20 protein-coding genes and 3 pseudogenes are annotated in these 25,822 nt (G+C 69.9%); 12 read left to right on the forward strand and 11 right to left on the reverse strand.

The features are described 5' to 3' along the window. Nucleotides 1-47 precede the first annotated feature (47 nt). Complete coding sequence (oxc, locus tag M6G65_RS19280; RefSeq protein WP_250102731.1) at nt 48-1,793, forward strand: oxalyl-CoA decarboxylase; 1,746 nt, start codon at nt 48-50, stop codon at nt 1,791-1,793. Between the two features lie 282 nt (nt 1,794-2,075). Beyond that, entirely contained in the window at nt 2,076-2,765 is a 690-nt protein-coding gene (locus M6G65_RS19285; protein WP_238196115.1) for an alpha/beta hydrolase, read from the forward strand. Between the two features lie 336 nt (nt 2,766-3,101). Here the strand turns inward: M6G65_RS19285 and frc are convergent, their stop codons facing one another. Together frc and M6G65_RS19295 are read right to left on the reverse strand one after the other, a co-directional pair. Next, entirely contained in the window at nt 3,102-4,352 is a 1,251-nt protein-coding gene (gene frc, locus M6G65_RS19290; RefSeq protein ID WP_192708059.1) for a formyl-CoA transferase, read from the reverse strand. Nucleotides 4,353-4,407: 55 nt separating this feature from the next. Beyond that, nucleotides 4,408-4,881 carry a PAS domain-containing protein gene (locus M6G65_RS19295; RefSeq protein ID WP_238196114.1) on the reverse strand — a complete coding sequence of 158 codons (474 nt, stop codon included), beginning with the start codon at nt 4,879-4,881 and terminating at the stop codon, nt 4,408-4,410. Nucleotides 4,882-5,176: 295 nt separating this feature from the next. Between M6G65_RS19295 and M6G65_RS19300 the strand changes: the two are divergent. Beyond that, nucleotides 5,177-5,829: pseudogene (locus M6G65_RS19300) on the forward strand (ABC transporter ATP-binding protein). 130 nt (nt 5,830-5,959) lie between these two features. On the opposite strand, the gene M6G65_RS33520 reads toward M6G65_RS19300, so the two are convergent. Beyond that, nucleotides 5,960-6,082 (reverse strand): hypothetical protein, encoded by a 123-nt coding sequence (locus M6G65_RS33520; RefSeq protein ID WP_283214841.1) that lies wholly within the window; start codon nt 6,080-6,082, stop codon nt 5,960-5,962. 73 nt (nt 6,083-6,155) lie between these two features. Here M6G65_RS33520 and M6G65_RS19305 point away from each other — a divergent pair, with 73 nt between their 5' ends. Next, the gene (locus M6G65_RS19305; protein ID WP_238196112.1) at nt 6,156-7,208 is read left to right on the forward strand and encodes a KpsE/RkpR family capsule polysaccharide export protein; all 1,053 of its coding nucleotides are present in this window, start codon (nt 6,156-6,158) and stop codon (nt 7,206-7,208) included. 27 nt (nt 7,209-7,235) lie between these two features. On the opposite strand, the gene M6G65_RS19310 is transcribed toward M6G65_RS19305, so the two are convergent. Beyond that, the gene (locus M6G65_RS19310; protein WP_250102732.1) at nt 7,236-7,838 is read right to left on the reverse strand and encodes a hypothetical protein; all 603 of its coding nucleotides are present in this window, start codon (nt 7,836-7,838) and stop codon (nt 7,236-7,238) included. A gap of 155 nt (nt 7,839-7,993) precedes the next feature. Continuing rightward, nucleotides 7,994-8,290: a hypothetical protein gene (locus M6G65_RS19315; RefSeq protein WP_250104330.1), complete on the reverse strand. Its 297-nt coding sequence runs from the start codon at nt 8,288-8,290 to the stop codon at nt 7,994-7,996. Here M6G65_RS19315 and flhA point away from each other — a divergent pair. After that, nucleotides 8,181-10,214, forward strand: a pseudogene (flhA, locus tag M6G65_RS19320) (flagellar biosynthesis protein FlhA). The gene M6G65_RS19315 and the pseudogene flhA overlap by 110 nt on opposite strands. Nucleotides 10,215-10,794: 580 nt before the next feature. Here the strand turns inward: flhA and M6G65_RS19325 are convergent. From M6G65_RS19325 to fliI, 3 genes are all read right to left on the reverse strand, one after another. Beyond that, nucleotides 10,795-11,862, reverse strand: a complete 1,068-nt coding sequence (locus M6G65_RS19325) for a lysylphosphatidylglycerol synthase domain-containing protein (protein ID WP_238196109.1) — start codon at nt 11,860-11,862, stop codon at nt 10,795-10,797. Nucleotides 11,863-12,027: 165 nt separating this feature from the next. Beyond that, nucleotides 12,028-12,435: a flagellar export protein FliJ gene (gene fliJ, locus M6G65_RS19330; RefSeq protein WP_250102733.1), complete on the reverse strand. Its 408-nt coding sequence runs from the start codon at nt 12,433-12,435 to the stop codon at nt 12,028-12,030. Between the two features lie 61 nt (nt 12,436-12,496). Beyond that, the gene (fliI, locus tag M6G65_RS19335; RefSeq protein WP_250102734.1) at nt 12,497-13,849 is read right to left on the reverse strand and encodes a flagellar protein export ATPase FliI; all 1,353 of its coding nucleotides are present in this window, start codon (nt 13,847-13,849) and stop codon (nt 12,497-12,499) included. A gap of 419 nt (nt 13,850-14,268) precedes the next feature. Between fliI and ctrA the strand changes: the two genes are divergently transcribed. After that, complete coding sequence (ctrA, locus tag M6G65_RS19340) at nt 14,269-14,970, forward strand: response regulator transcription factor CtrA (RefSeq protein ID WP_010683835.1); 702 nt, start codon at nt 14,269-14,271, stop codon at nt 14,968-14,970. Nucleotides 14,971-15,221: 251 nt separating this feature from the next. Here ctrA and M6G65_RS19345 read toward each other — a convergent pair whose 3' ends face one another. Next, nucleotides 15,222-15,983, reverse strand: a complete 762-nt coding sequence (locus M6G65_RS19345; protein WP_238196107.1) for a trypsin-like serine protease — start codon at nt 15,981-15,983, stop codon at nt 15,222-15,224. A gap of 120 nt (nt 15,984-16,103) precedes the next feature. Continuing rightward, the gene (gene cysS / locus M6G65_RS19350) at nt 16,104-17,501 is read right to left on the reverse strand and encodes a cysteine--tRNA ligase (protein WP_250102735.1); all 1,398 of its coding nucleotides are present in this window, start codon (nt 17,499-17,501) and stop codon (nt 16,104-16,106) included. 310 nt (nt 17,502-17,811) lie between these two features. On the opposite strand from cysS, the gene M6G65_RS19355 reads away from it, so the two are divergent. Then, nucleotides 17,812-18,159: a hypothetical protein gene (locus M6G65_RS19355; RefSeq protein WP_238196105.1), complete on the forward strand. Its 348-nt coding sequence runs from the start codon at nt 17,812-17,814 to the stop codon at nt 18,157-18,159. Nucleotides 18,160-18,190: 31 nt separating this feature from the next. On the opposite strand, the gene M6G65_RS19360 is transcribed toward M6G65_RS19355, so the two are convergent. Then, nucleotides 18,191-18,703, reverse strand: a complete 513-nt coding sequence (locus M6G65_RS19360) for a CreA family protein (RefSeq protein WP_238196104.1) — start codon at nt 18,701-18,703, stop codon at nt 18,191-18,193. 477 nt (nt 18,704-19,180) lie between these two features. Here M6G65_RS19360 and M6G65_RS19365 point away from each other — a divergent pair, with 477 nt between their 5' ends. The 5 genes and pseudogenes from M6G65_RS19365 to M6G65_RS19385 all read left to right on the forward strand — a co-directional run bounded on the left by M6G65_RS19365 (nt 19,181) and on the right by M6G65_RS19385 (nt 25,821). Next, the gene (locus M6G65_RS19365; protein ID WP_430929497.1) at nt 19,181-19,924 is read left to right on the forward strand and encodes a DUF2865 domain-containing protein; all 744 of its coding nucleotides are present in this window, start codon (nt 19,181-19,183) and stop codon (nt 19,922-19,924) included. Nucleotides 19,925-20,002: 78 nt separating this feature from the next. Then, nucleotides 20,003-22,084 (forward strand): OmpA family protein, encoded by a 2,082-nt coding sequence (locus M6G65_RS19370; protein ID WP_250102736.1) that lies wholly within the window; start codon nt 20,003-20,005, stop codon nt 22,082-22,084. 91 nt (nt 22,085-22,175) lie between these two features. After that, nucleotides 22,176-23,384 (forward strand): MFS transporter, encoded by a 1,209-nt coding sequence (locus M6G65_RS19375; RefSeq protein ID WP_238196101.1) that lies wholly within the window; start codon nt 22,176-22,178, stop codon nt 23,382-23,384. 15 nt (nt 23,385-23,399) lie between these two features. Next, nucleotides 23,400-24,178 (forward strand): annotated as a pseudogene (locus tag M6G65_RS19380) (class I SAM-dependent methyltransferase). A 356-nt stretch (nt 24,179-24,534) separates the two neighbouring features. Beyond that, complete coding sequence (locus M6G65_RS19385; protein WP_238196184.1) at nt 24,535-25,821, forward strand: hemolysin family protein; 1,287 nt, start codon at nt 24,535-24,537, stop codon at nt 25,819-25,821. Nucleotide 25,822: the final 1 nt, after the last annotated feature.

Raw genomic sequence — 25,822 nt, forward strand, 5'->3', positions numbered from 1 at the left:
GGCGCCGAGAGCCGCCCGTACAAACCGATCCTCCGGGAGAAACCGTGATGACCGCAGTCGCCAAGATCGTCCACACCGCCCCCGAGGTCGAGGCTGAGCCCGATCTGACCGACGGCTTCCACCTCGTCATCGACGCGCTCAAGCTCAACGGCATCGAGACGATCTACGGCGTCCCGGGCATCCCGATCACCGATCTCGGCCGCATGGCCCAGGCCGAGGGGATGCGGGTGATCTCGTTCCGCCACGAGCAGCATGCCGGCAATGCGGCCGCGATCGCGGGCTTCCTGACCCAGAAGCCGGGCATCTGCCTCACCGTCTCGGCACCGGGCTTCCTGAACGGCCTGACGGCGCTCGCCAACGCCACCACCAACTGCTTCCCGATGATCCTGATCTCAGGCTCCTCCGAGCGCGAGATCGTCGACCTGCAGCAGGGCGACTACGAGGAGATGGACCAGCTCGCCATCGCCAAGCCCCTGTGCAAGGCGGCCTTCCGGGTGCTGCACGCCGCCGATATCGGCATCGGCGTGGCCCGCGCGATCCGCGCCGCCTGCTCGGGCCGTCCGGGCGGCGTCTACCTCGATCTGCCCGCCAAGCTGTTCTCTCAGGTGATGGACGCCGAGGCCGGCCAGAAGTCGCTGGTCAAGGTGATCGACCCGGCGCCCGCCCAGCACCCCGCCCCCGAGGCGATCGCCCGGGCGCTGGAGGTCCTGAAATCCGCCAAGCGGCCGCTGATCGTGCTCGGCAAGGGCGCCGCCTACGCGCAGGCCGACGAGGCCATCCGCGCGCTCGCCGAGACCAGCGGCATTCCGTACGTGCCGATGAGCATGGCCAAGGGCCTCCTGCCCGACACCCACCCGCTCTCGGCCGGCGCGGCCCGCTCGACGGCGCTGAAGGACTCGGACGTGGTGCTGCTGATCGGCGCCCGGCTGAACTGGCTGCTGTCGCACGGCAAGGGCAAGAGCTGGGGCGAGCCGGGCTCGACCAAGTTCATCCAGATCGACATCGAGCCCCGCGAGATGGACTCGAACGTCGAGATCGTGGCGCCCGTCGTCGGCGATATCGCCTCCTGCGTGCAGGCGCTGCTCGACGGCATGGGCCAGGGCTGGCAGCAGCCCCCGTCCGACTGGATCGAGACGCTCAAGACCAAGCGCGAGGCGAACATCGCCAAGATGGCGCCGAAGCTCATGAGCAACGCCTCGCCCATGAACTTCCACGCCGCGCTCGGGGCGCTCCGCACCATCGTCAAGGAGCGGCCGGACGCGATTCTGGTCAACGAGGGCGCCAACACCCTCGACCTCGCCCGCGGCATCATCGACATGTATCAGCCGCGCAAGCGCCTGGATGTCGGCACCTGGGGCATCATGGGCATCGGCATGGGCTTCGCCGTCGCGGCCGCGGTCGAGACCGGCAAGCCGGTCCTCTGCGTCGAGGGTGACAGCGCCTTCGGCTTCTCCGGCATGGAGGTCGAGACGATCTGCCGGTACGGCCTGCCGGTCTGCATCGTGGTGTTCAACAACAACGGCATCTACCGCGGCACCGACACGGATCCGACCGGCCGCGACCCGGCCACCACGGTGTTCGTGCCGGATTCCCGCTACGACAAGATGATGGAGGCCTTCGGCGGCGTCGGCTACCATGTCACCACGCCGGACGAGCTGACCCGTGCGGTCAACGAGGCGATGAACTCGGGCCGCCCGGCTCTGGTCAACGCCGTGATCGACCCGGCCGCTGGCAGCGAGAGCGGCAATATCGGCAGCCTCAACCCGCAGAGCGGCATCAAGAAGAAGAAGTGAGGTCGCAACTCTCGCGCGATCTCTGATCCGAGACCATCAAGGCCGGGCTCGCGTGTCGAGCCCGGCCTCTTGCCTTAATGAGAACGCGCATCGCGGGTCCGTGCGGGATGGCGTTCCGCTGAAGCTCCTGGTCACTCGGAGATCTTCACCCGCACCGTCGTCACGAGCGAAGCGAAGTGCCCCGGGGCAGCGCGGCCGCGATCCGCGTGGAGCCCCTGGATTGCTGCGCTGCGCCCGCGAAGACGGCGCCGGATCCGTCATCCGTTCGGTGACGGTGCATCCATGATCGATCCAGACCTTGCCGGCCGCCTGCATTTCCGGCACCGGCTGCCCACGAACGATCCCCTCTCCCCAGGGCGGCACGCGCTCGGCCTCTTCGCCGAGCGCGATGCGGTGCTGGTGGTCCCCGAGGGCCTCGATCCACGCCGCCCCTGCCCGCTCGTGGTGCTGTTCCACGGCGGCGGCGGCAGTGCCGAGCGCATCCTGCCGATGCTGGAGGCGCACGCCCGCGCCGAGCGCTTCCTGCTCCTCGTTCCGCAATCTCTGTTTCCGACCTGGGACATCGTCATCGCCGGCCACGGACCGGACCGGGAGCGGGTCGCGGCGGCGCTCAACGCGGTGGCCGACCGCTTCCTGCTCGATCCGGGGCGGCTCTGCTTCGCCGGCCACTCGGATGGCGGCAGCTACACCCTGTCCCTCGGGCTCGCGAACGGCGACGTCGCCAGCCACCTCATCGTCTCGTCGGCCGGGTTCCTGTCGGTGCACGTGCAGGTCGGCGCGCCGCGGATCTTCCTGTCACATGGCACGCAGGATGCGCAGATCCCGATCGCGCGGAGCGCGCGCGTCCACGTGCCCAAGCTGCGGGAAGCCGGCTACGACGTGACCTATGTCGAGTATGACGGCCCCCACGCGCATCAGCCGCCTGTCGTGGCGCAGGCCGTGGCGTTCTTCATGACCGACGACGCAGCCTAGCGCGCCCCGCCGAACGGGACACCGGTCCGGCGTGCATGCGCGCCTTTGCCCGACCTCAACGGGCGGCAAAGGACGTCTGAGCCCCTTCGTCTTTGCGAGCGAAGCGAAGCAATCCAGGGCAGCGCGACATCGCCGAGCGCGGCGATCCTGGGTTGCTTCGCTCCGCTCGCAAAGACGGGCTGGATCTCGCAGCCGCGTGTCAGAGGCGGATCACGGCTTCCTGCCCTGCCGCCACCAATCGATGGACAGCAGGCGAAACTGTTTCGCGTCCTGACATGAAAAAGGACGGCGCCGCTGGGCGCCGTCCTGTCCTGGTATCGCGAAGATGGCGGTCGATCAGACCGCGCGGGCCTCGTGCATCGCCCGGATCTGCTCCGGCGTGTAGCCCAGGTCCGCGAGAACCTCGTCGGTGTGCTCGCCGAGCAGCGGCGAGGCCTTCACCTCGACCTTCAGGTCGGAGAACTTGATCGGGCTACCGACGGTCAGGTACTTGCCGAGCTTCGGATGCGCCACCTCGACGACGGTGCCGCTCTCGCGCAGCGACTTGTCCTCGGCGATCTCCTTCATCGACAGCACCGGCGCGCAGGGGATGTCGTAGGTGCGCAGGATATCGACCGCCTCGAATTTGGTCTTGTCGGCCAGCCACTCCTCGATCGTCTTGAAGATATCGAAGATCTTGTCCTGGCGGGCCCGCGGGGTGTTGTAGCCCGGATCCGTGATCCACTCCTCCTTGCCGAGCGCCTTGCAGATCGGCGCCCAGGCGTGGCCCTGGATGGTGAAGTAGATGTAGGCGTTCGGGTCGGTCTCCCAGCCCTTGCACTTCAGCACCCAGCCCGGCTGGCCGCCGCCGCCCGCGTTACCGCCGCGCGGCACGACGTCGGAGAACTCGCCGTGGGGGTACTGCGGGTACTCCTCAAGGTAGCCCAGCGCGTCGAGGCGCTGCTGATCGCGCAGCTTCACCCGGCAGAGATTGATCACTGAGTCCTGCATCGACACAGCGACCTTCTGGCCCTTGCCGGTCTTGTTCTTCTGGTGGAGCGCCGTGAGGATGCCGATCGCGAGGTGCATGCCGGTGTTGGAGTCACCGAGCGCCGCGGCGCTGACAGTGGGCGGCCCGTCCCAGAAGCCCGTGGTCGAGGCGGCACCGCCCGCGCACTGGGCGACGTTCTCGTAGACCTTCAGGTCCTCGTAGTGGTGGCCGTCCGAGAAGCCCTTCACCGAGGCGAGGATCATGCCGGGGTTCAGCTCCTGGATGCGCGCCCAGGAGAAGCCCATCCGGTCCAGCGCGCCGGGGCCGAAGTTCTCGACCATGACGTCGGAGTCCTTGATCAGCTTCTCGAGGACTTCCTTGCCGGCCTGGGTCTTGGTGTCGAGGGTCAGCGAGCGCTTGTTCGAGTTCAGCATCGTGAAGTAGAGCGCGTCCGCGTCCTCGACGTGGCGCAGCTGGGTGCGGGTCACGTCGCCGGCGCCGGGGCGCTCGACCTTGATCACGTCGGCGCCGAACCACGCGAGCAGCTGCGTGCAGGCCGGCCCGGCCTGGACGTGCGTGAAGTCGATGATCTTGATCCCTTCCAACGGCTGGCTCATTGGGCGTTCTCCCTGTGCGGTTTGGTGATCGGGACCTTCGGATCGTCCGGCGGGCTCAAGGTGCCCGGTGCGACGGATCCGAGGAGGCTTCGAGTTCGGCCACGCGCTGGCGCAGGCGCTTCTCCTCGGCCCAGCGCTCGGTCTCGTCGCGGATCACCGCGACGATCCCGGTCACCCGGTCGGAGGCGTCCCGCACCATCCCCACCGTGAAGGCGATGGAGAGCTGGCGGCCGTCCTTGTGGATCGCCGGCACCCGCAGGGTCTGTGCCCCGTACCGGGTGACGCCGGTGTGCATGGTCTTCGCGTAGCCGTCCCAGTGGCGGCGCCGGTGCCGCTCGGGGGTGATCAGGTCGAGGGTCTCCCCGAGCGCCTCCGCGGCGGTGAAGCCGAAGATCCGCTCGGCAGCGGGGTTCCAGACCGTGATCGCACCCTCGGGATCGGCGACCACCACGGCGTCGCCGATCGCCTCGGCGAGGCCGACGGGCTCGCGATCGGATACGGCGGCCGTGCAGGTCGCTGCCTCTGTCATGCGCGGCCTTCCTCCCCACCACTGGAGCTAAAGTTCCGACTTCTCAGCGCCGCATCCCGTGAAGGCGCTCCGTCGGTTGGTATTTGGTATGCCATATGCCGCAATTCGTCAACGGCGGAGCCGAAGACTGCACTTTCATGCCGGACCAAGTGTAGCGCGCCGGGAGAGCCGCAGCGTGTCAAACCCGGTGCGGGACGGGTGCTATCGCCTTCTCAGATTTGCCGCTTTCGGCGCGCAGGTACCCGCAAGCCCCGAGGCGCCGGCCAGCGGCTCGGCCGACCTGGAGACCATTTCGGTGATCCGTTTCGAGAAAGTCAGCAAAGTCTACCGCACGGACGGCCATCGGCGGACCATCCTCGAACAGGCCTCCTTCAGCCTGAAGCCGGGCATCTCCTACGGCATCCTCGGCATCAACGGCGCCGGCAAATCCACCACGATGCGGCTGATCGCGGGGACGGAAGACCCGACGCGCGGGAAGATCCACCGGGGGGTGCGGGTCTCCTGGCCCTCGGCTTCGCCGGCGGCTTCCACCCCAGGATGACCGGCCGCGACAACGTCACCTTCGTGGCCCGGATCTACGGTGAGGATCCGCGACGTGTCCTCGACTTCGTGGAGGATTTCTCGGAACTCGGCAGCTACCTGGACGTCCCGATCTACACCTACTCATCCGGCATGGGCGCGCGGCTCGCCTTCGGCATGAGCATGGCGATCCCGTTCGACTGCTATCTGATCGACGAGATCACCTCGGTGGGCGATGCCCGCTTCTCCAAGCGCTGCGACGAAGTCTTCTCCCAGCGGCGCAAGCATGCCGACATCATCATGGTCTCGCACTCCATGGAGACGATTCGGCAATGGTGCTCGCAGGGCCTCGTGCTGCTCAACGGGCGCGCGATCGTCTACGAGGATGTCGACGACGCCATCGAGGTCTACCGGCGCCTTAACGCCTGACTTGTCCCGGGTCGCGGCCGTAAAGACATGCTTTTGCCGTCTCGGCGTGCGACGGATTTCGGACGCGCGCGCCGCCGTGGGACCGGGTGCCCGGTGATGGGTCGACCTTCATGGCCGGGGAGGCCGGGAATCAAGCCATGAACATGGAGATCCGGAAGGCCGAGGGGCAGCCGGTGACGACCGCGGATCGCCAGCAGGCGATCACCGAATCGTTGCGGCAGATCGCGCGCATGTCGCGCTTTGTCGACCGCAAGAAGGGGATCCGGTCCTTCCAGACCAGCGCCAAGAGCGATCCCTGGATTCCGATCCTGTTCGTGCTCTGCTTCGTGCTGCCGACGCTGGTTGGAGCGGTCTATTTCGGGCTCATCGCCTCGGACCGCTACGTAACCGAGGCGCGCTTTGCCATCCGGCAGGCGATCGGTGCGTCCGAGAAGTCCTCAGGTGGATCGGACACGAGCAGCTCCGACGGCGCAGGACAGATGGTCTCGCAGGACCGGCTGATCACGCGCGAATACATCCTGAGCCGACCGATGTTGGAGACGCTCGAAGCCCAGCTGCCGCTGCGCGCGTGGTTCAGCAACGAGAATATCGACTATTTCTCGCGGTTCGACGCGGAAAAGCCGATCGAGAAATTTCTACGCTACTGGAAACGTCGGGTCACCGTCTCCAGCGAACCCTCTTCCGGGATCATGTCAGTCTCCGTCGAAGCCTTCGATCGAGATCAGTCCCTCGCCATCGCCCAGGCTGTCATGAAGGAAGCCGAGCGGATGGTGAATGATCTCACCGTGAAGGCGCGCGCGGACGCGGTCGCGGAAAGCACACGGGAGCTGGCGCTGGCCGGGGAGCAGATGAGCAAGATCCGCATTGCGATGCGGGATCTTCGGAACCGCCAGGGGGTGCTCGACGCGCAGAAGGCAAACGACGTCAATCTCAAGATCATCGCGGAGCTGCGGGCCTCCCGCATCACTCTGGCGAGCCAGCTTGCGATCGGTCAGCGCGATCTCGGCCCGGAGTCCCGGCGGATCTTGGACATCAAGCAGCAGATCAAGGATCTCGACGACAACATCGCGCGGATCGAGCGGCAATCCGCCGGCTCGGATCCGGAGCAGAAGCAGCTCCTCTCCGACGCACTGATCCGTTTCGAGGCGCTGGAGAACGATCGCAAGAATGCTGAGAAGTATTACCAGCAGGTGCTGATGGCCTCCGAGCGCGCCCGCATCATCGCGGCGCGGCAGATCGAGTTCTTCAGCCCGATCGTGCAGCCCGTGAGGGCGGAATCCGCTCTCGAGCCGCGGCGGATGCTGATGATCTCCCTGATCACCCTCGGTTCGGGGATCCTGTTTGGTGCGGCGATGTTCGCCCGCAAGATGATGGCCTGAGGCGGGCTCCGGCGGCGAACGTGGCGCTCAGCGGTCCGTTCCGGCCGGCGCGCGCGATCCCTCCGCCGCCGGGCCGACCGTTCCGCCGGTCCAGCCCTGTGCCCGCCAGCCTTCCACGCGCTCGCCGAGATCGATCGAGCCCCCCTGGTCGAGCAAGGTCAACACGCGCTCGGCCCGGCTCTCGTCGGCCCGCACCGTCACCAGCGTGCCGCCGCGCCGGACGCCCTCGGCGTAGGTCTCGGCCTCCCCTTCGCTGAGCCCCGCGCCGGTGAGGCCGCCGATCAGCCCGCCGGCCGCGGCACCGACCCCTGCGCCGGTCGCCACCGCGACCAGCCAGCCCGCGGCGACCACGGGGCCGAGACCCGGGATCGCCAGGAGCCCGAGGCCGGCAAGCAGCCCCGCACCGCCCCCCAGCACCGTGCCGACCGTTGCGCCGGTGCCGGCGCCGTCCGCGGCATCGGCCGGATGACGTGCGGCCCGGCCCGCCACTGGGGCGGCCGCGTCGGATCCGGGCCGATTCGCGACGATGCTGATATCGGCATGCGGGATGCCGGCCGCTTCGAGGTCGCCGACCACCCGCGCTGCGGCCTCGTACTCGCCGAACAGGGCGGTCAGGACGCGGACGGTCATAGCGGTCTCCCGAAGCCTCGGGCCTGCGCCCGCATGCATGGCGACAACGCGCACCGGGACGCGCGTGCCGGCCCGGCACGGTGCGGCTGCCGACCGGTCAAGCGGTTGGGCCAGGCGCGGTTCCCTCCGGCGACACGGCCTTTCTTAACGCGCCGCTAACCATCTGCCCGGCAGATCTTGCCGAGTGCGCGCGTGGGGTGCCTTCCCGGCGGACGGCAACGGATGGCGGTGATGGCGGAGACGGCGAGCGCGCCGGCACGGATTGGAGCGGCCGCGGCGCTCGGGCAGTTCACGCTGCCGACGCGCGGCGACATCCAGGCCCTGTCGAAACGGTCGGACCTGCTGTTCGCCACCGGCGTCATGGGTATCCTGGCGGTGCTGATCTTCCCGCTGCCGGCGATCCTGCTCGACCTGCTGCTGGCGGTCTCGATCATCACGTCGGTGCTGATCATGATGACCGGCCTGTCAATCGACAACCCGCTCGAATTTACCGTCTTCCCGACGCTGCTGCTCATCGCCACGATGCTGCGGCTCGCCCTCAACCTCGCCTCGACCCGGCTGATCCTCGGCCACGGTCACGAGGGCACGGCGGCGGCCGGCCACGTGATCGAGGCCTTCGGCCATTTCGTGATGGGCGGCAATTTCGTCATCGGGATCATCGTGTTCGCGATCCTGATCATCGTGAACTTCGTGGTCATCACGAAGGGCTCGGGCCGCATCGCCGAGGTCGCGGCCCGCTTCACCCTCGACGCCATGCCGGGCAAGCAGATGGCGATCGACGCCGATCTCTCGGCCGGCCTGATCGACGAGAAGGCCGCTAAGGCCCGCCGCGCGGCCCTCGAGGAGGAATCGAGCTTCTTCGGCGCGATGGACGGCGCCTCCAAGTTCGTGCGCGGCGACGCGGTGGCCGCGCTGCTGATCACCTTCATCAACGTGGTCGGCGGTATCATCATCGGCGTGGCCCAGCAGGGCCTGAGCTTCGGCGAGGCGGCCAAGAGCTACACGCTGCTCACCATCGGCGACGGGCTTGCGAGCCAGGTGCCGGCGCTGATCGTCTCGACGGCCGCGGGCCTGCTCGTCTCGAAGGCCGGCGTGCGGGGTGCGGCCGACAAGGCGCTCGGCAAGCAGCTCGCGCATTATCCGAAGGCGCTCGGCATGTCGGCGGCCGTCATGCTGCTGATCGCGCTGCTGCCGGCATGCCGATGCTGCCATTCCTGCTGCTGGGCGGTGGCGCGGGCTACGCCGCATGGCGCATCAACAAGAATGCCAAGGAGGCCCCTCCCTCGACGCGCAGGGCGTCCCGATGGACGCGACCGCGGTGGCGGCGGCGGCCGCCGCCAAGGAAGAGACGGTCTCCGACCTCCTGAAGCTCGACGACCTCAAGCTCGAGATGGGCTACGCGCTCCTCGCGCTGGTCAACGGCGAGGGTCAGGACAGGCTCACCGACCAGATCAAGGCCCTGCGCCGGCAGCTCGCGGCGGAGCTCGGCTTCGTGATGCCGTCCGTGCGCATCCTCGACAACGTCCAGCTCGACGCCAACAGCTACGTGGTCCGGGTCAAGGAGATCGAGGCCGGCACCGGCCGGATCTTCCCCGGCCAGTTCATGGCGATGGACCCGATGGGTGGGCAGGTCCAGCTGCCCGGACAGCACATGCTGGAGCCGACCTTCGGCCTGCCGGCGACCTGGATCGACGCGGCGCTCCGCGATCAGGCACAGCTCAAGGGCTACACGGTTGTCGACGCCGCCACCGTGGTCTCGACCCACCTCACCGAGGTCATCAAGGCGCACGTCTCGGAACTCCTCAACCACGTCGAGGTCTCGAAGCTGCTGCGCGAGCTGCCCAAGGAGCATGCCGAGCTGCTCAAGGAGATCGTGCCCTCGCAGATCTCCACGACCGGCATCCAGCGGGTGCTGCAGTTCCTGCTGGCCGAGCGCGTCTCGATCCGCGACCTCGGAGCGATCGTGGAGGCGGTCGCGGAGGTCGCAGGCGGGGTGAAGAACCCGCGCGATGTGGTCGAGCATGTCCGCGCCCGCCTCGGACGGCAGATCTGCGCGCAGTATCAGGATCAGAACGGCACCCTGCCGATCATCACGCTGTCACCGGCCTGGGAGCAGGCCTTCATGGAGTCGATCGTCGGCGAGCGCGAGGAGCGCTACCTCGCGATGCAGCCGTCGAAACTCAGCGAGTTCGTCAACGCCGTGCGCGACCGCTTCGAGTCGGCGGCGCGCCAGGGCGAGATGCCCGTGCTCGTCACCTCGGCCCAGACCCGGCCGTTCGTGCGCTCGATCATCGAGCGCTTCCGCCGCGAGACCCCGGTGATGAGCCGGCCGAGATCCATCCGCGGGCGCGACTCCGGACGGTGAGCTCGATCTGAGCGCGCCGATCACGGCGTCGGGAGATCGAAGCGCGGAGGCTTCCTGGCTGTAGGCTCGGGAGACGTATGCTGAGAGCTGTTCCTGATAACGTCGACACGGTCGGCGACGGGGCACAGATCAACGCGTCCGGTTGGGTCTCCCCCTCTGCGACCTCATCCTGAGTTGCGGGCGCGCAGCAGGCGCCTCGAAGGAGCCCTCCAATCAGCACCGCAATCCCTGGAGGCCTCCTTCGAGGCCCGCCGACGCGGGCATCTCAGGATGAGGGAAGGGAGGGGACATCGGCCAATCGTGCGGCTGGCTAGCGCGCCACTCTCGAAGCCTGTCGCAATTCGGACGTTAGCGGCTTCTGGCCCCGAAAGCGCGCCTGTCATTCCGGGGCCGCGCAGCGGAGCTCGGAATCCAGACGCGCGAGTCAGTCAGAACCAGCATCGACTGCGGCTCTGGATTCCGGGCTCGCCTACGACGCCCCGGAATGACGGGTCGGCTTACCCTGCAGCGGCTCGGGAGCTGGCCACAGGGGATCTCTACCGGTCGCGCAGTCCGCGGAAGAGCGGCTGCGAAACACGCAGATCGGCCGCCTCACACCGCCTTCTGCTTGAGCTCCCGCTCCAGCTCGTGCGCGTTAAGACCCGGCACGATCACCGGCGGCTCCGGCACGGCGGACGCCTTCGATTCGTGGGCGGCCGAGCCGATCGCGGCGGCCAGCCGCGACCGCTCGAAGGCGATCACGACCGCCACCGAGACGAGGGCCGGGATCCAGAAATAGAAGATCCGGAAGATGATCACCGCCGCGATGATCGCGTCCTTCTGGGCCTCGTCGGTGATGTGCATCGCGGTGATGAACACGATCTCGAACACGCCGAGGCCGCCCGGGGCGTGCGAGGCCAGCGCGACCGAGAACGAGGCGAGGAAGATCGCTAGGACCGGGATGAAGCCCGGGTTCACCGCCTCCGGCAGGGCGAAGTAGATGATGCCGGCGGCGCCCAGTAGCTCCAGAGGCGCAGCCAGGAGCTGACGGCCCATGATGGCCGGCCGAGGATACTCGAGCTTGAACGAGCGGATGTGCAGCGGACGCAGATGCAGGATCGAGCCGACCACGTAGAGGCCGACGAAGCCCAGCATGCCGATGCCGACGATCAGCGCGGTCTTGGGATCGGTCAGGAAGCCCGGCAGCCGGCCTTCGAGGCGGGTCAGCAGGTGCGGATCGACCACCAGCGTGAAGCCGCCGAGCAGGATCGTGCCAAGGAAGAAGGTGAACGAGCAGAGGGCCACCAGCACGGCCACCTGCGCGGCCGTCAATCCTTTGGCGGTGTAGGCCCGGTAGCGCACGAGAGCGCCGGAGAAGACCGAGGCGCCGATATTGTGCGAGAGGGCGTAGGTGGTGAAGGAGCAGAGCGAGACGAACAGCCACGAGATGTGGCGGATGCCCAAGTGCAGCAGGGCGATGCGGTCGTACCAGGCGAGCGCCCCGTAGGCGACCAGGGTCGAGAACGCCGCGAGCAGGATCCGGTGCGGCGGGATCGCCAGGATTGCGGCCCAGATCGCGGACAGCGAGGTCGTCTTCAGTTCCTGGTAGAGGAAGTAGCCCGACACGACGACGGCCGCGAGGCCGATCAAAGGCCAGATGAACTCGCTGATCTTCTTCATGAACACCGACGCCCCGGGGAAGAGCCCCCTGATGCGCCGGCACGCGACGCGCTGCAAGCGGCCTGAATACCACCCCGATCCCCCTTGTCAGGTGATCGTGACGGTTTCGTGCCGCGCGGCGCTCAAGCCGGGCGGCCCGATCGCCGCGCGGCCGGTCTCCCGGCGTCAGCCCCGGGCGCGATTGAGGCCGATGCCGTCCATAGCGGCCTGATCCCGGGCCGATTCGGCGGCCCGCTCGGCCGTCCGCTCGCGGTCGTTCAGGATCTCGACCTTCTTCAGCTCCTCGAAGGCCTCGCCCAGCTCCGCCTTCGCCTCGGCGAGCTGGCCCTCCAGCGCCTGCGCCGACTGGAGCATGTTCTCCCGCCGGGTGGCCGCCGCGCGGGCGTAGGTCGGGTAGGCGAAGTGACCGACGTCGGTGATGCCGGCGCGCGCCTCCTCGACGGCGACCTCGCGGGCGAGCTCCACCGCCATGCGCTGGAAGTCGGCCATCATCATCTCGATCTGAGTCACACGCCGGCGCTTCTCGCCGACCTGGAAGCGGCGCAGGCGGATCAGCGTGTCACGCGATTTCATCAGGACGCTCACTCCACGCAACGCTTGAGCCCGCGCCTCGGATCATGCCCGGGCCGTGCCCTTAGGCCCCGCCGACGATCTGGCCGAGCCGTGCGTAACCATCGCCGATGGACGTTGCTTCTTCCTTACCCTGCCCCAGAAAAGCCTCAAGCTGGGGCATGAGGGCCACGGCCTCGCCGACCTCCTGGGACGAGCCCGCCCGGTAGGCGCCCAGCCGGATCAGCTCCTCCATGTCGGCGTAGGTCGAAAGCACCCGCCGGGCCCGGCGGACCACCGGCAGGTAGGCCGGATCGCAGGAGCGGGGCATGGTCCGGGACACCGAGCGCAGCACGTTGATCGCCGGGTAGCGCCCGCGCTCCGCGATGGCCCGCTCCATGACGATGTGGCCGTCGAGAATGCCGCGCACCGCGTCGGCCACCGGCTCGTTGTGGTCGTCGCCCTCCACCAGCACGGTGAACAGGGCCGAGATCGTCCCCTGTCCCACGCCCGGCCCCGCGCGCTCCAGCAGGCGCGGCAGCTCGGAGAACACGGTCGGGGTGTAGCCCTTGGCGGTCGGCGGCTCGCCGGCGGCGAGGCCGATGTCGCGCTGGGCCATGGCGAAGCGCGTGATCGAATCGATCATGCACAGGACCTTCGCGCCCTGGTCACGGAAATGCTCGGCGACCGACAGGGTCACGTAGGCGGCGTTGCGGCGCATGAGCGCCGGCTCGTCCGAGGTCGCCACCACGACCACGGAACGCGCAAGCCCGGCGGCGCCGAGGTCGTCCTGCAGGAATTCCTGGACCTCGCGGCCGCGCTCGCCCACGAGCCCGATCACCGCCACGTCGGCCGCCGTGTACCGGGCGAGCATGGAGAGCAGCACCGACTTGCCGACGCCCGAGCCGGCGAAGATCCCCATCCGCTGGCCGGCGCACATGGTCAGGAAGGTGTTGATGCACCGGACGCCGAGATCGAGCGGGCCGCCGACCCGGGTCCGGGCATGGGCGGGCGGCGGATCGGCCCGGAGCGAATAGACATCCGGCCCCTGCGGCAGCGGCCCGAGCCCGTCGACCGGACGGCCCAGGGCGTCGATCACCCGTCCCAGCCAGCCGGCGGACGGCCGGATCGCGCCGGCTGATTCGTCGCGCACGTAGGCCGGGCAGCCGCGCCGCACGCCGTCCAGGGACCCGAACGGCATGGCGAGCGCCCGGTCCCCCTGGAAACCGATGATCTCGCACGGCACCAGCCCGTGGCCGTTGGCGCCCTCGACGTCGATCCGTCCGCCCAGCCGCATCGCCGCCACGGGGCCGGCCACTTCGACCAGCAGGCCGCGGATCGCCACGACACGGCCGAACGTCTCGAGCACCTCGACGCGCTCCAGGGCCGCCCGCGCGGCGGCGAGGGACGCAATGGATCTTGCCGAATCCTGTGTCATCGGCCTCGCTCTCAACGCTTCGTTTACCGGCCTCCTTAACACTGCGCTTCACGGGCTCGTAGCGGCTCGATCCGGGGCTCGACGACAGCCGAGCTCAACGAAACCGTGCGCTGTGTCCGAAGGACCACAGCGGGGATCGAATCGTTACGGAAGAAGTACTTACGCCGGAGGTTGCAGGCGGCCTGGACGCGAGCGGATTGGAATCACGAACCGGAGCAGGAGAGGAGAAACGCAGTTTCTCCTGTCAAGCTCGCGGAAGTGCGAACAAGACGCTTGCGGGTGGGAATCAGGTTTTGTTAACGATTAATCCATAGCGTTCCACGTCAAGAGCGGCGGAGCGCCCGTCCACAGGCCGGTGGCGGGCGAGCGATAGGGACGTGTCTGCGCGCTGATGCGGCCGGCGGGGCTGGGGACCGACGATGCGGGTACTTTTGATCGAGGACGACAGCGCGACCGCGCAGAGCATCGAGCTGATGCTCAAGTCCGAGAACTTCAACACCTACACCACCGACCTCGGGGAAGAGGGTGTCGATCTCGGTAAGCTCTACGATTACGACATCATCCTCCTCGATCTGAACCTGCCCGACATGTCGGGCTACGAGGTGCTGCGCTCGCTGCGCGTGGCCAAGGTGAAGACCCCGATCCTGATCCTGTCCGGCATGGCTGGCATCGAGGACAAGGTGAAGGGCCTCGGCTTCGGTGCCGATGACTACCTGACCAAGCCGTTCCACAAGGACGAGCTGGTGGCGCGGATCCACGCCATCGTGCGCCGCTCGAAGGGCCACGCCCAGTCGGTGATCACCACCGGCGACCTGATCGTGAACCTCGACCAGAAGACCGTCGAGGTCGGCGGCGCCCGGGTGCACCTCACCGGCAAGGAGTACCAGATGCTGGAACTCCTCTCGCTGCGGAAGGGCACGACGCTCACCAAGGAGATGTTCCTCAATCATCTCTACGGCGGCATGGACGAGCCCGAGCTGAAGATCATCGACGTGTTCATCTGCAAGCTGCGCAAGAAGCTCGCGAATGCCAGCCAGGGCAAGAACTACATCGAGACCGTCTGGGGCCGCGGCTACGTGCTGCGCGAGCCGATGGACGGCGAGGAGCGGATGGCGGTCTGATCCGCCCTCCAGTTCCGGTTTTGAAAAACCCCGTGCGGCCCGGCCGCGCGGGGTTTTCGCGTTTCCGGGGGCGCGCCCGTCAGCGCGCGCGATGCGGCGTATCCCGACAGATCCCCTCATCCTGAGATGCGAGCGCAGCGAGCCTCGAAGGAGGGCTCCAGCCAGCCGCGCGATCCCTGGAGGTCTCCTTCGAGGTCTCCGCCGCGCTCCGGCACCTCAGGATGAGGGGATCGCTTGGAACGGCCGAAGCTTCACTGCCGGCCGGAAAAGACCTGCGCCGCGGGGGCGATCACCACGTAGCCGCCGCAGGGCGCCGCCCGGCTGATCACCGCGCTGGCGACGCCCCAGACATAGGCGCCATCGCGATCCTGCGCGACGACCGGACCGCCGGAATCGCCGAAGCAGATCCGCGCTCCGTTCGCCCGGGCGATCGTCAGGCCGGTGCTGCTGGCAGCCACCGGCGTCAGCGTCGCGGTGCGCAGCCGTCCGACCATGCGTCCGGACAGCCCGGCCCCGGCGATCCGCAGGCTCTTCGGAACCCGCCGCGGATCGGCGGCCAGGGGCACGGGGCGTCGGCCCTTCACGGGCTCGGACAGGCGCAGCACCGCGAGATCGAGGGAGAGCTCCGAGAGGCTGACGCCGGACGCGTCGTTCGGCAGCATCTCTCCGGGATCCGGGTTGTAACGCGCCGCGACGCGCGCACCATAGACCGGCCGCGTCGGCTCGGTGCCGCGGAAGAACACCACCAGCGCGCCGAGGGGATCGCCGTTCACGCAATGCGCCGCCGTGAGCACGAGGTCGGGGGCGATCAGCACGCCGGAGCAGCGGGTGAGTTGCAGCGCCTCCTCGGGCCGGGTGATCGTGCCGATGGCGACGGTGGCTTGGGCCAGCGCATCGCGGCCCGCGGGCGCGCCGCCGTCGATCGCCAGCGCCGGCCCGGCCAGCCCCAAACCGAGCGCCAAGGCCGATAAGGCGCTGGCGCGACGTGCTCCGATGGTCCCGAAGATGCTCACGTGCTGGTCTCTCCCGGCGAACGGCCCCCGCCGTGACAGATGCGCCCCGCGAAGCGTGGCGCAAGCGGGCGCGAGGACGCGGAGACCGTCACGTCCGCGTCATCGGGACCGATCCGGCGTTCAGCGCGACACCGTCCAGGTGGTCGTGCCGTCCTTGTTGTCCTTCACGGCGACGCCCATCGCGGCGAGCGCGTCGCGCGCGCGGTCGGAGGCGGCCCAGTCCTTGGCGGCGCGGGCCGCGCGGCGCTCGGCGATCAGCGCCTCGACCGCCCCGACGTCGACCCCGGAGGCCGCGACCTGGGCCTGCTCGCGGTCGCTGCGCGTGCGCGTCAGGAAGCCGAGCAGGTTGGCGCCGGCCCGCAGGGCACCGGGCTGCGCCTCGGGCCCGCCGCTCAGGCGGTGCAGTTCGTTGATCGCCGCCGGCGTGTTGAGGTCGTCGCAGAGCGCCTCGACCACTCCGTCGGGGACATCGCGCGCGACGGCCGCGTCGCCGGCCGCGTTGTACCAGCGGTCGAGCACGCGGCTCGACTCCTCCAGGCCCCGCAGGGTCCAGTCGATCGGCTGCCGGTACTGCGTCTTGAGCATGGTCAGCCGCACCACCTCGCCCGGCCAGTCCTTCAGCACGTCGCGGATGGTGATGAAGTTGCCGAGCGACTTCGACATCTTCTCGCCCTCCACCTGGAGGAAGCCGTTGTGAAGCCAGACATTGGCCATCACCGGCGTGCCGAAGCAGCAGCGGGACTGAGCCACCTCATTCTCGTGGTGGGGGAAGATCAGGTCGATGCCGCCCGCGTGGATGTCGAAGGTCCGGCCGAGATGCTTCGCCGACATGGCCGAGCACTCGATGTGCCAGCCCGGGCGCCCGGGCACCGTGATGCCGGCGGGCGAAAGCCAGGACGGCTCGCCGGGCTTGGCGGGCTTCCACAGCACGAAGTCGAGGGGCGAGCGCTTGTAGGGCGCGACCTCGACCCGGGCGCCGGCCTCCATCTCGTCCAGCGGCCGCTTGGACAGGCCGCCGTAATCGGGCATCGACGGCACGTCGAACAGGACATGGTCCGCCGCCACGTAGGCGTGGCCGGACCGGACCAGCGCGTCGATCATCGCCACCATCTCGGCGATATGGTCGGTGGCCCGGGGCTCGACGAAGCGGGGGCGCTCGCCAGCGACGTTGACGTCGTCGGGCATCAGCACGCCGAGGTCGCGCACGTCCGTGTGAAACTGCGCCAGCGTCCCGTCGGTGAGTTCGCGGATGGTGATGCCGCGCTCGGCGGCACGGGCGTTGATCTTGTCGCCGACGTCCGTGACGTTGCGGGCGTAGGTCACGTGCGCCGGCCCGTAGAGGTGGCGCAGCAGCCGGAACAGCAGGTCGAAGACGATGATCGGCCGGGCGTTGCCGATATGGGCCGCATCGTAGACGGTCGGGCCGCAGGCGTAGATCCGGACGTGGTCGGGATCGATCGGCGCGAAGCTCTCCTTGGCGCCGGTCAGCGTGTTGTAGAGCCGCAACATCGGCGCCATGAAACCCATCCCCCTCCCGGCGCCGCGGATGACGTCCGGCTTGGCGCCGTGGCCGGAAAACCGGCCCTGCCTTCAACAACCTGCGGGCCCCACGCGGCGAAGAACGGCCGAAACGTGGCACCGCCTCCGGTCCCGGCCCAGCATCGTGTTGCATTGCCGCGACGGCGCGGCCCGCCCGATGGGGCTAACCCAAAAGCGTGAGGAATTCGAGAAGGTCTTCGCGCCGCCCGGGTAAGGCTTCCTTAACCGCGCCGTCGGACCGTTCGGACAGCGATCCTCACGCCACAGATCCTGTGCTTAGGGACATTTCATGCCACGCTCGGCCGCCGGTTACTTCGTCCTCGCCACCGCACTCGCCTGCGCGGGCCTGACGCATGTCGCGCTGGCCGGCACGGACGGCGAGACGCCCGCGAAGGCGCCGGCCCGTGTCGAGAAGACCTTTCTGATCCCGTCGAGCGACGGCTACGGCGTCGGCGAATGCCTGACGACGCCCGGCAGCGACTGCGGCCAGGTCGTAGCCAACGCGTGGTGCGAGGCCCAGGGCTACGCGGCCGCCAATTCCTACGGCGTCGCCGCCGCCGACGAGTATACCGGCGCCATCAGCCAGCCTGTCCCGACCCCCTCCGAGCGCCCGATCCGCATCACCTGCCAGGACTGAACCTGGCAGGATCAAGCGCGCCGGGCCCGCCCTACTTCAGGGCGTCCGCGCATTTCGGCGCCGGCTCCGTGCCCCAGGGCGCCAGCGGCACCGCCGAGGTCGAGTTCTTCGGCGAGCCCTGAATGACCTTGTCCGAGTAGACCATGTAGATCAGCGCGTTGCGCTTCACGTCGCAGCCGCGCACGATCTGCATCGACTTGAAAATCAGCGAGCGGCGCTCGCTGAACACCACCTCGCCCTGGTTGAGCTTGCCCTTGAAGGCGATCGGCCCGGTCTGGCGGCAGGCCAGCGAGATGTCCGAGACGTCCTCGGCAAGCCCCAGCGTGCCCTTGATCCCGCCCTTCTCGGGCTGGGTGTACCAGCAGGCCACCCCCGCGACCGCCGGATCATCGACCCCGTAGACGACCAGCTTGTCGTTGGGCGTCAGCGGGCGCCAGACAGTCGACTTGTCGAAGATCCGGTCCGGCTCCTGGGCCGCCGCGGGTCCAGCCGCAGCCAGACCGAGGGCCACGAGGCCAACATAGGTGAGACTCTGAAACCACATCGCCGGCCAATTCCCCCTCAAGCTTGCCGGCGGGATGTAGGAGGGGTGTCGTGGTCTTGCGAGGGGGCATAGAATGGCTCCGCTTCGGCCCCGAAGCGCGGATGCGCGCACGCCTAGAATTCTTCGGAGCGCCGCGCACCCGATCAACGCGATGCTGCCAATGCCTCACCGTCCGATCGTCCGTTCGCTCGGCCGCCTCATCCTGAGCGCGGCCCTCGCCCTCGGACTGTCCAGCACGCTCCTGCAGACCGCCGGCGCGCAGGAAGGCCCAGCCGCGGCGCCCGCCGCCGAGGTGAAGCCTGCGCCGCAGCTGCCGTCGCCCCAGTGCCGGCGCTACCGGGCCGAGCTCGCCGCGCTCCAGAGCGGCGCCAGCACGACGCGCGCGCTCAACGATGAGATCGGCCGGCTCGAGGCCTATTTCCGCGGCCTCAACTGCGAGGGCGGCAAGTTCCTGTTCTTCGATACCCGGCCTCCGCAATGCGGGGCCGTGGAGCAGCGCATCCGCGCCCTGAAGGCCACCTATGGCGGCGCGGTGATGGACGACAGCGGCATCCGCCGGCGCGAGTTGCAGGGGCTCGTGGCCTCCACCTGCCCGGCGCGGGAGACCTATGCCGGCACGGGCGAGTCCTACGCCAAGGGCGGTCCGCAGATGGTCTGCGTGCGGACCTGCGACGGCGGCTTCTTCCCGATGAAGAACCTGCCCGAGGGGCGCGGCGGTGCCGACGAGATGTGCCGGCGCTCTGCCCCGGGACCGAGGCGCAGGCCTATTCCATGCCGTACGGCGACGAGGCCCTGAAGCACGCCGCCTCGGTGAAGGGCAGCCGCGCCTACGTGAGCCTCGCCAACGCCTTCAAGTTCCGCAAGGAATTCGTCCCGAACTGCTCCTGCAAGCCCGCCAACCAGACCTGGGCGCAGTCGCTGGTCAAAGCCGAGAGCATGCTGGTCCGGCACAAGGGCGACATCTTCGTGACGCCGATGCAGGCCGAGGCTTTGTCCCGGCCGAAGGTCCGCCTGACCCTGGTCGGGCGGGCCGACCGGACCGCGGCGGAGCTCGCCGCCGACGCCGCCGGCCGCGCCGGAGTCGACACGAAAGGCGGCCTGACACCGGACGAGGCCGGAAAGGGCGAGGCAGCGAAAGTCGAGGCGGCCAAGACCGATCACGTTGCCGTGCGCATCATCGCGCCGGACGTCGTCGCAGTGCCGCAGCGCCTCACGCCCTGAGGCCGCCCCCGCCGGTGTGCGGGGGAACGAATTGGCGCGTCCCGGGTTCGGCTCGTCCTGAACCGATTTGGGACCGCGATGCGCCTGCTCCGCCTGATCCTCCTCACCGGCACGGTGCTGCCGGGCCTCTTGCTCGTGCAGACCGTCGGCGCGTCGCCGGACCGGATTCACCTTGCACAGGGCGGACCGGAGGAGCGCGGCCCCCGCGGCGGTGAGCCCCCGCATGGCGGCCCGCGCCCGGAGCGTCCGCCGCAGGAGCGCCCAGGCCCGCAGCCGGGGCCGCCGGCCGCGCGCGAGCGGCCCGAGCCGCGGCCGGAGCGTGCCGCACCGCCTCCGCCGCCCCGCGAACGCCCCGAACCGCCCGCCCAGCGCCAGCCGCAGGCTGAGTCGCCCCAGCGGGAGCGCGCGCCCGAGCGCCGCCCGGAGCCGCCAACCGCGCGGCCCCCGGCCCAGGAGCGGCCGGACCGCCCGCAGGAGCGACAACAGGACAGGCGCGACCGGCAGCCGGATCGTCCGGATCGGGATACTCAGGAGCGTCCGGCACCGGGGCGGCCCGGCCCCGAGCGGCAGCAGGCACCGGAGCGGGATCAGGCCCCCGCACCGCCGCCGCGCCCCAATCCCGAGCGGCCGCCGGCGCCGCCGCAGCAGCGCCCGGCACCGGATCGGGATCGCCCGGGTCCGGACACCCAGCCGAACCGTCCCGCGCAACGCGATGCCGCTCCGGACCGGACCACGCCGGACCGCGGGCCGCCCGGCCAGCGCCCAGGTGGGCCGGGTACGCCCGGCGACCGCCCACAGGCGCCCGACGCGGCGCCGGGCGGTCCCGGCCGGCCGGTCCAGCGCCCGGACACACAGCCCGAGAACCGCCAGTTTCAGAACCGCCCGCAGCCGAGTGCCGGCCCCGGTGCCGAGCCCGGACGACCCGTGCCGCCCAACATGGCGCCGGGCGTCCCGGGCCGGCCGGTCCAGCCCCAGAATGCGCAGCCCGACGGGCGGCCGCAGGTCCCGCCGAACGGGGCCCCCGGCGCCGAGCCCGGGCGGCCGCTCCCGCCCAACATGGCACCCGGCGTCCCGGGGCGGCCGTTCGTGCCGCCGGGTCAGGCGCCTGCGCCCGGTCAGGCGCCGCCGCCCGGCGGCGTGCAGCCGGGACAGCCGCCGGCCGGCGGCCCCGGCGCCTTCAACCGCCCGGGCCAGCCGGGCTATGTTTCCGGCGGCTTTAGCCAGAACGACAATGTGCGCGACTTCGAGCAGGTCCGCACCGACCGCCGCGAGTTCCGGGAGGACGGCCGCACCTACTACCGCGAGCCCGGCCGGATCATCGTGCAGGACCGCGACCGCTATCTGATCCGCCACGACGAGAACGAGCGCTTCCGCGATCTCGACCCGCGCGGCTACCGGTTCGAGCGGCGGGGCGCCGACTTCTACAGCACCGTCGACCGGCCCGGCGGCGAGCAGATCATCACCGTGACGGACGACGACGGGCGCCTGCTGCGCCGCTACCGCCGCTATCGCGACGGCCGCGAGATCGTGCTGATCGACAACAGCTCTGCCGGGCCGCTCCGCCCGGTCTACGAGGATGTGGTGGTGCTGCCGCCGCCGGACATCCGGATTCCGCGGGAGCGCTACATCGCCGATTACGCGCAGGCCGACGAGGGAGAGGTCTATGAGGCGCTGACGGCGCCCCCGGTCGTCGCCGTCGACCGCCGCTACACCCTCGACCAGATCCGCTACAGTCCGGACCTCCGGGCCCGGCTGCGCGCGGTCGACATCAACACCATCACCTTCGACACCGGGTCGTTCACCGTCACGCCGGATCAGGCTGCCAAACTGTCGGTAATCGCCGCCGCAATGAACCGCGCTATCCAGGCGAACCCGCAGGAGGTCTTCCTGATCGAGGGATTCACTGACGCGGTCGGCTCCGCCATCGACAATCTGTCCCTGTCGGACCGGCGCGCCCAATCGGTGGCCACCGTGCTCACGCAGCAATTCCAGGTGCCGCCGGAGAACCTGACCACCCAGGGCTACGGCGAGCAGTACCTCAAGGTGGACACGCAGGGCCCGTCGCGGGAGAACCGCCGCGTCGTGGTTCAGCGGATCACTCCGCTGCTGCAGCAGGGCCAGGGTCAGGGACAGGCGGCGCCGCCTCCGCCGCCGCGCTAAGTCGGTCGCCGCGCAGCCATGCCCTGCGCGGCAGTTGACGGCTCGGCCGTGGCATCTCACCACCGGTTGAGGACAGCGGCGCGGGACGGTGATGGACAGCGAAGCGGACGGAGGACTGATCCGGTCGGGCACACCGGTCTTCCGCCGCACGGCCCTGGCGCTCGCGGCCGCGGGGTTCTCGACCTTCGCGGTCCTCTACGCCGTCCAGCCGCTCCTGCCGATCTACGCCGACGATTTCGGCGTCTCGCCGGCCGAGAGCAGCCTCGCCCTGTCGCTGCCCTGCGCCCTGCTGGCGGTGGCGCTTCTCGTGGTCAGCCCGCTGTCGGAGATCTGGGGCCGCAAGCGCGTGATGCTCGCCTCGCTGTTCGCCTCGGCGCTGCTCACGATCGTGGCCGCGCTGGTCCCGGGCTGGCACGGCTTCCTCGTGCTCCGCGCGCTGACCGGCCTGACGGCGAGCGGGCTCCCGGCCGTCGCCATGGCCTATCTCGCCGAGGAGATGGACGTGCAGGCCATCGGCCTGTCGATGGGCCTCCTCGTCGGCGGGAATGCGCTCGGCGGCATGTCGGGGCGCCTGATCAGCGGCGTCATGGCCGACCACATGAACTGGCGCATCGGTCTCGCCACGATCGGGGCGCTCGCGCTCGCGGCGGCCCTGGCGTTCTGGCGCTGGCTGCCGCCCTCGCGCCGCTTCGTGCCGCGCCGCCTGGCGTGGCGCGACGTCCCGGGCACGTTCGGCCATCATTTCCGCGATGCCGGCCTGCCGTGGCTGTTCGCCGAGGCGTTCCTGCTGATGGGCGGCTTCGTCTGCATCTACAATTACATCGGCTTCCGCCTGCTCGATCCGCCGTTCTCGCTGAGCCAGACGGTGATCGGGCTGATCTTCTCGGTCTATGTCGCCGGGATGGTGAGCAGCCCGGTGACGGGGGAGCTCGCGAGCCGCTTCGGCCGGCGGCGCGTCCTGTGGGTCGCCACGGCGATCGGCCTCGCCGGCATCCTGATGACCCTGTCGGACCACATCCTGCTGATCATCGCGGGCGTCGTGGTGGCGACGGTGGGCTTCTTCGGCGCGCACTCGGTGGCCAGCAGCTGGGTCGGCCGGCGCGCGCTGCGCGACCGGGCGCAGGCATCCTCGGTCTATCTCTGCCTGTACTACCTGGGCTCGTCGGTGCTCGGGACGGCGGGCGGCTGGTTCTTCGCCCATTCCGGTTGGAACGGCGTGGTGCTGTTCGTCGGCGGCCTGTACGGTCTGGCGCTGATCATCGCTCTGCGGCTGTCGCGCCTCGCGCCGCTGGCGACCTGAGCGGGAGATAACCTCATGAGCGCGCGCAGCCATGTCAGCCACGTCGCCGACCAGTTCGGCAGCCGGCCGCGGCCTACGTCACCAGTGCCGTGCATGCCGCGGGCGCCGATCTCGACCGGATCGGTGCGCTGGTCCGCGGGATGCCGGGCGCGCGGGTGCTCGATCTCGGTTGCGGTGGCGGTCACGTGGCCTTCGCGGCCGCCGCAGCCGGCGCCGCGGTCACCGCCTACGACCTCTCGGACGCCATGCTGGCGGCGGTGGCCGCCGAGGCGGCCCGGCGCGGCCTGGAGCGCATCGAGACCCGGCAGGGTGCCGCCGAGGCCCCGCCCTTCCCGGAAGCGAGCTTCGACGCGGTGCTGACCCGCTACAGCGCCCACCACTGGCGCGACGTCCCGGCCGCCCTGGCGCAGGCGCGGCGGGTGCTGAAGCCGGGCGGGCTGCTGGTCGTCTGCGATATCGTCTCGCCCGAGGAGCCGCTCCTCGACACGCATCTGCAGGCGGTGGAACTCCTGCGCGATCCCTCGCATGTGCGCGACTACCGGGTCTCGGAATGGCGCGCGATGCTGGAGGCGGCGGGCTTCGATCCCGGCCTTCCCTTGGCGAGCCGGCCGCGCATGGAGTTCGCGAGCTGGATCGCCCGGATGCGCACGCCGGCGGTCAACGTCGCGGCGATCCGGGCGCTGCAGGCCTCGGCCCCCGCAGAGGTGACGGCCTATTTCGCGATCGAGCCCGACGGCAGCTTCCTGCTCAACTCCGTGCTGATCGAGGCGCGCCCGCACGGCGAGGCTGCGTGAGTGAGGTCGTTCGAGCGGTTCGGAGACCGGTAACCGCTCTCCGCCGTCATTCCGGGGCGCCGGAGGCGAGCCCGGACCCGGAGGGGCACGTCGCAGGCGAGCAATCCAGACGCATGTCGGTGCAGGATCGTGCGCGGCGGCGGGTCTGGATCCCGGGCTCCGCTGCGCGGCCCCGGGATGACAGCGGGAGTCGATGACGGAGTTGCCACGCCGGATCGGTCTCGACGGCACAATCGATGCCGCAGGCCGGATGAGGCTTGGCCGTTGAAGCGTCTACACCCTGCACCCATCTTGGATGCCCGCGCCACCAGAGGAAGCCGGTCCCGCTCGCCGGGCACGCGGCTCAATGATCCGGCCTGATCGAGCTTATCGTCGTCGTCCTGCTGATCGCGCTGAACGGCGTCTTCTCCCTCTCGGAGCTGGCTGTCGTCTCGGCCCGCAAGAGCCGGTTGCGCGCCCTCGCGGCCGACCGCCGCGCCGGCGCCAAGGCGGCGCTCGCGCTCGCCGAGGAGCCGGGCCGCTTCCTGTCCACCGTGCAGATCGGCATCACGCTGATCGGCATCCTGTCGGGTGTGGTGTCGGGCGCGGCGCTCGGCGACCGGCTCGCGGTGACGCTGATCGATCTCGGCCTGCCGAAGGCCTGGGCCGACACGCTCGGCTACACGCTGGTGATCGGCGTGATCACTTACCTGTCGGTGATCATCGGCGAGCTGGTGCCCAAGCACCTCGCCCTGCGCAACCCGGAGCGGATCGCCTGCGCGGTAGCGCCCGGCATGCGCGTGGTCTCCCGGGCGGCCCTGCCGGCCGTCTGGCTCCTCGATGCCTCGACCCGGGCGGTGTTCCGCCTGATCGGCCAGGAGACCGAGAGCGCCAGCGCGGTGACCGAGGAGGAGATCCGCAGCCTCGTGGCGGAGGCAGAGACGGCCGGCGTCATCGAGGGCGACGAGCGCGCGATGATCTCCGGCGTGCTCCGCCTCGGCGACCGGCTCGTGCGCGGCGTCATGACCCCGCGCACCGACGTGGTCTGGATCGACCTCGCCGACAATCCCGACAGCGTCCGGGCGCAGATCCTGGCGAGCCCCCATGCCCGCCTGCCCGTGGCCGATGGTGGCCCCGACGCGATGATCGGGATCCTGCAGGTGCGCGACCTGCTCGGTCCCCTGTCGCGCGGCGAGCCCCTCGATCCGCGCGCCCATGTCCGCCCGGCCCCGGTGCTGCCCGACACCCTCGACGCCCTCGACGCCCTCGAGGCGCTGCGCGAGGCGCCCGTGCCGATCGCGCTGGTCCACGACGAATACGGGCATTTCGACGGCCTCGTGACGCCCGCCGACATCCTCGACGCGATCGCGGGGGCGTTCCGGTCGGAGAATGTCGAGCCCGATGCGGTGCGCCGTTCCGACGGCTCCTGGCTGATCGCCGGCTCGATGCCGGCCGACGAACTGGCCGACCAGCTCGGCCTGCGGCTGCCGCCGTCCCGCGACTACGCGACGGCGGCGGGCCTCGTGATCGCGGCGCTCCAGCACCTGCCGGAGACCGGAGAGACCTGCGAGATCGCCGGCTGGCGCTTCGAGGTGGTGGATCTCGACGGGCGCCGCGTCGACAAGCTGCTGGCGACCCGCCTGGAAGAGGTCGAGGCGGAGTAGC

This window comes from Methylobacterium tardum (assembly GCF_023546765.1).
Taxonomy (GTDB): Bacteria; Pseudomonadota; Alphaproteobacteria; order Rhizobiales; family Beijerinckiaceae; genus Methylobacterium; species Methylobacterium tardum.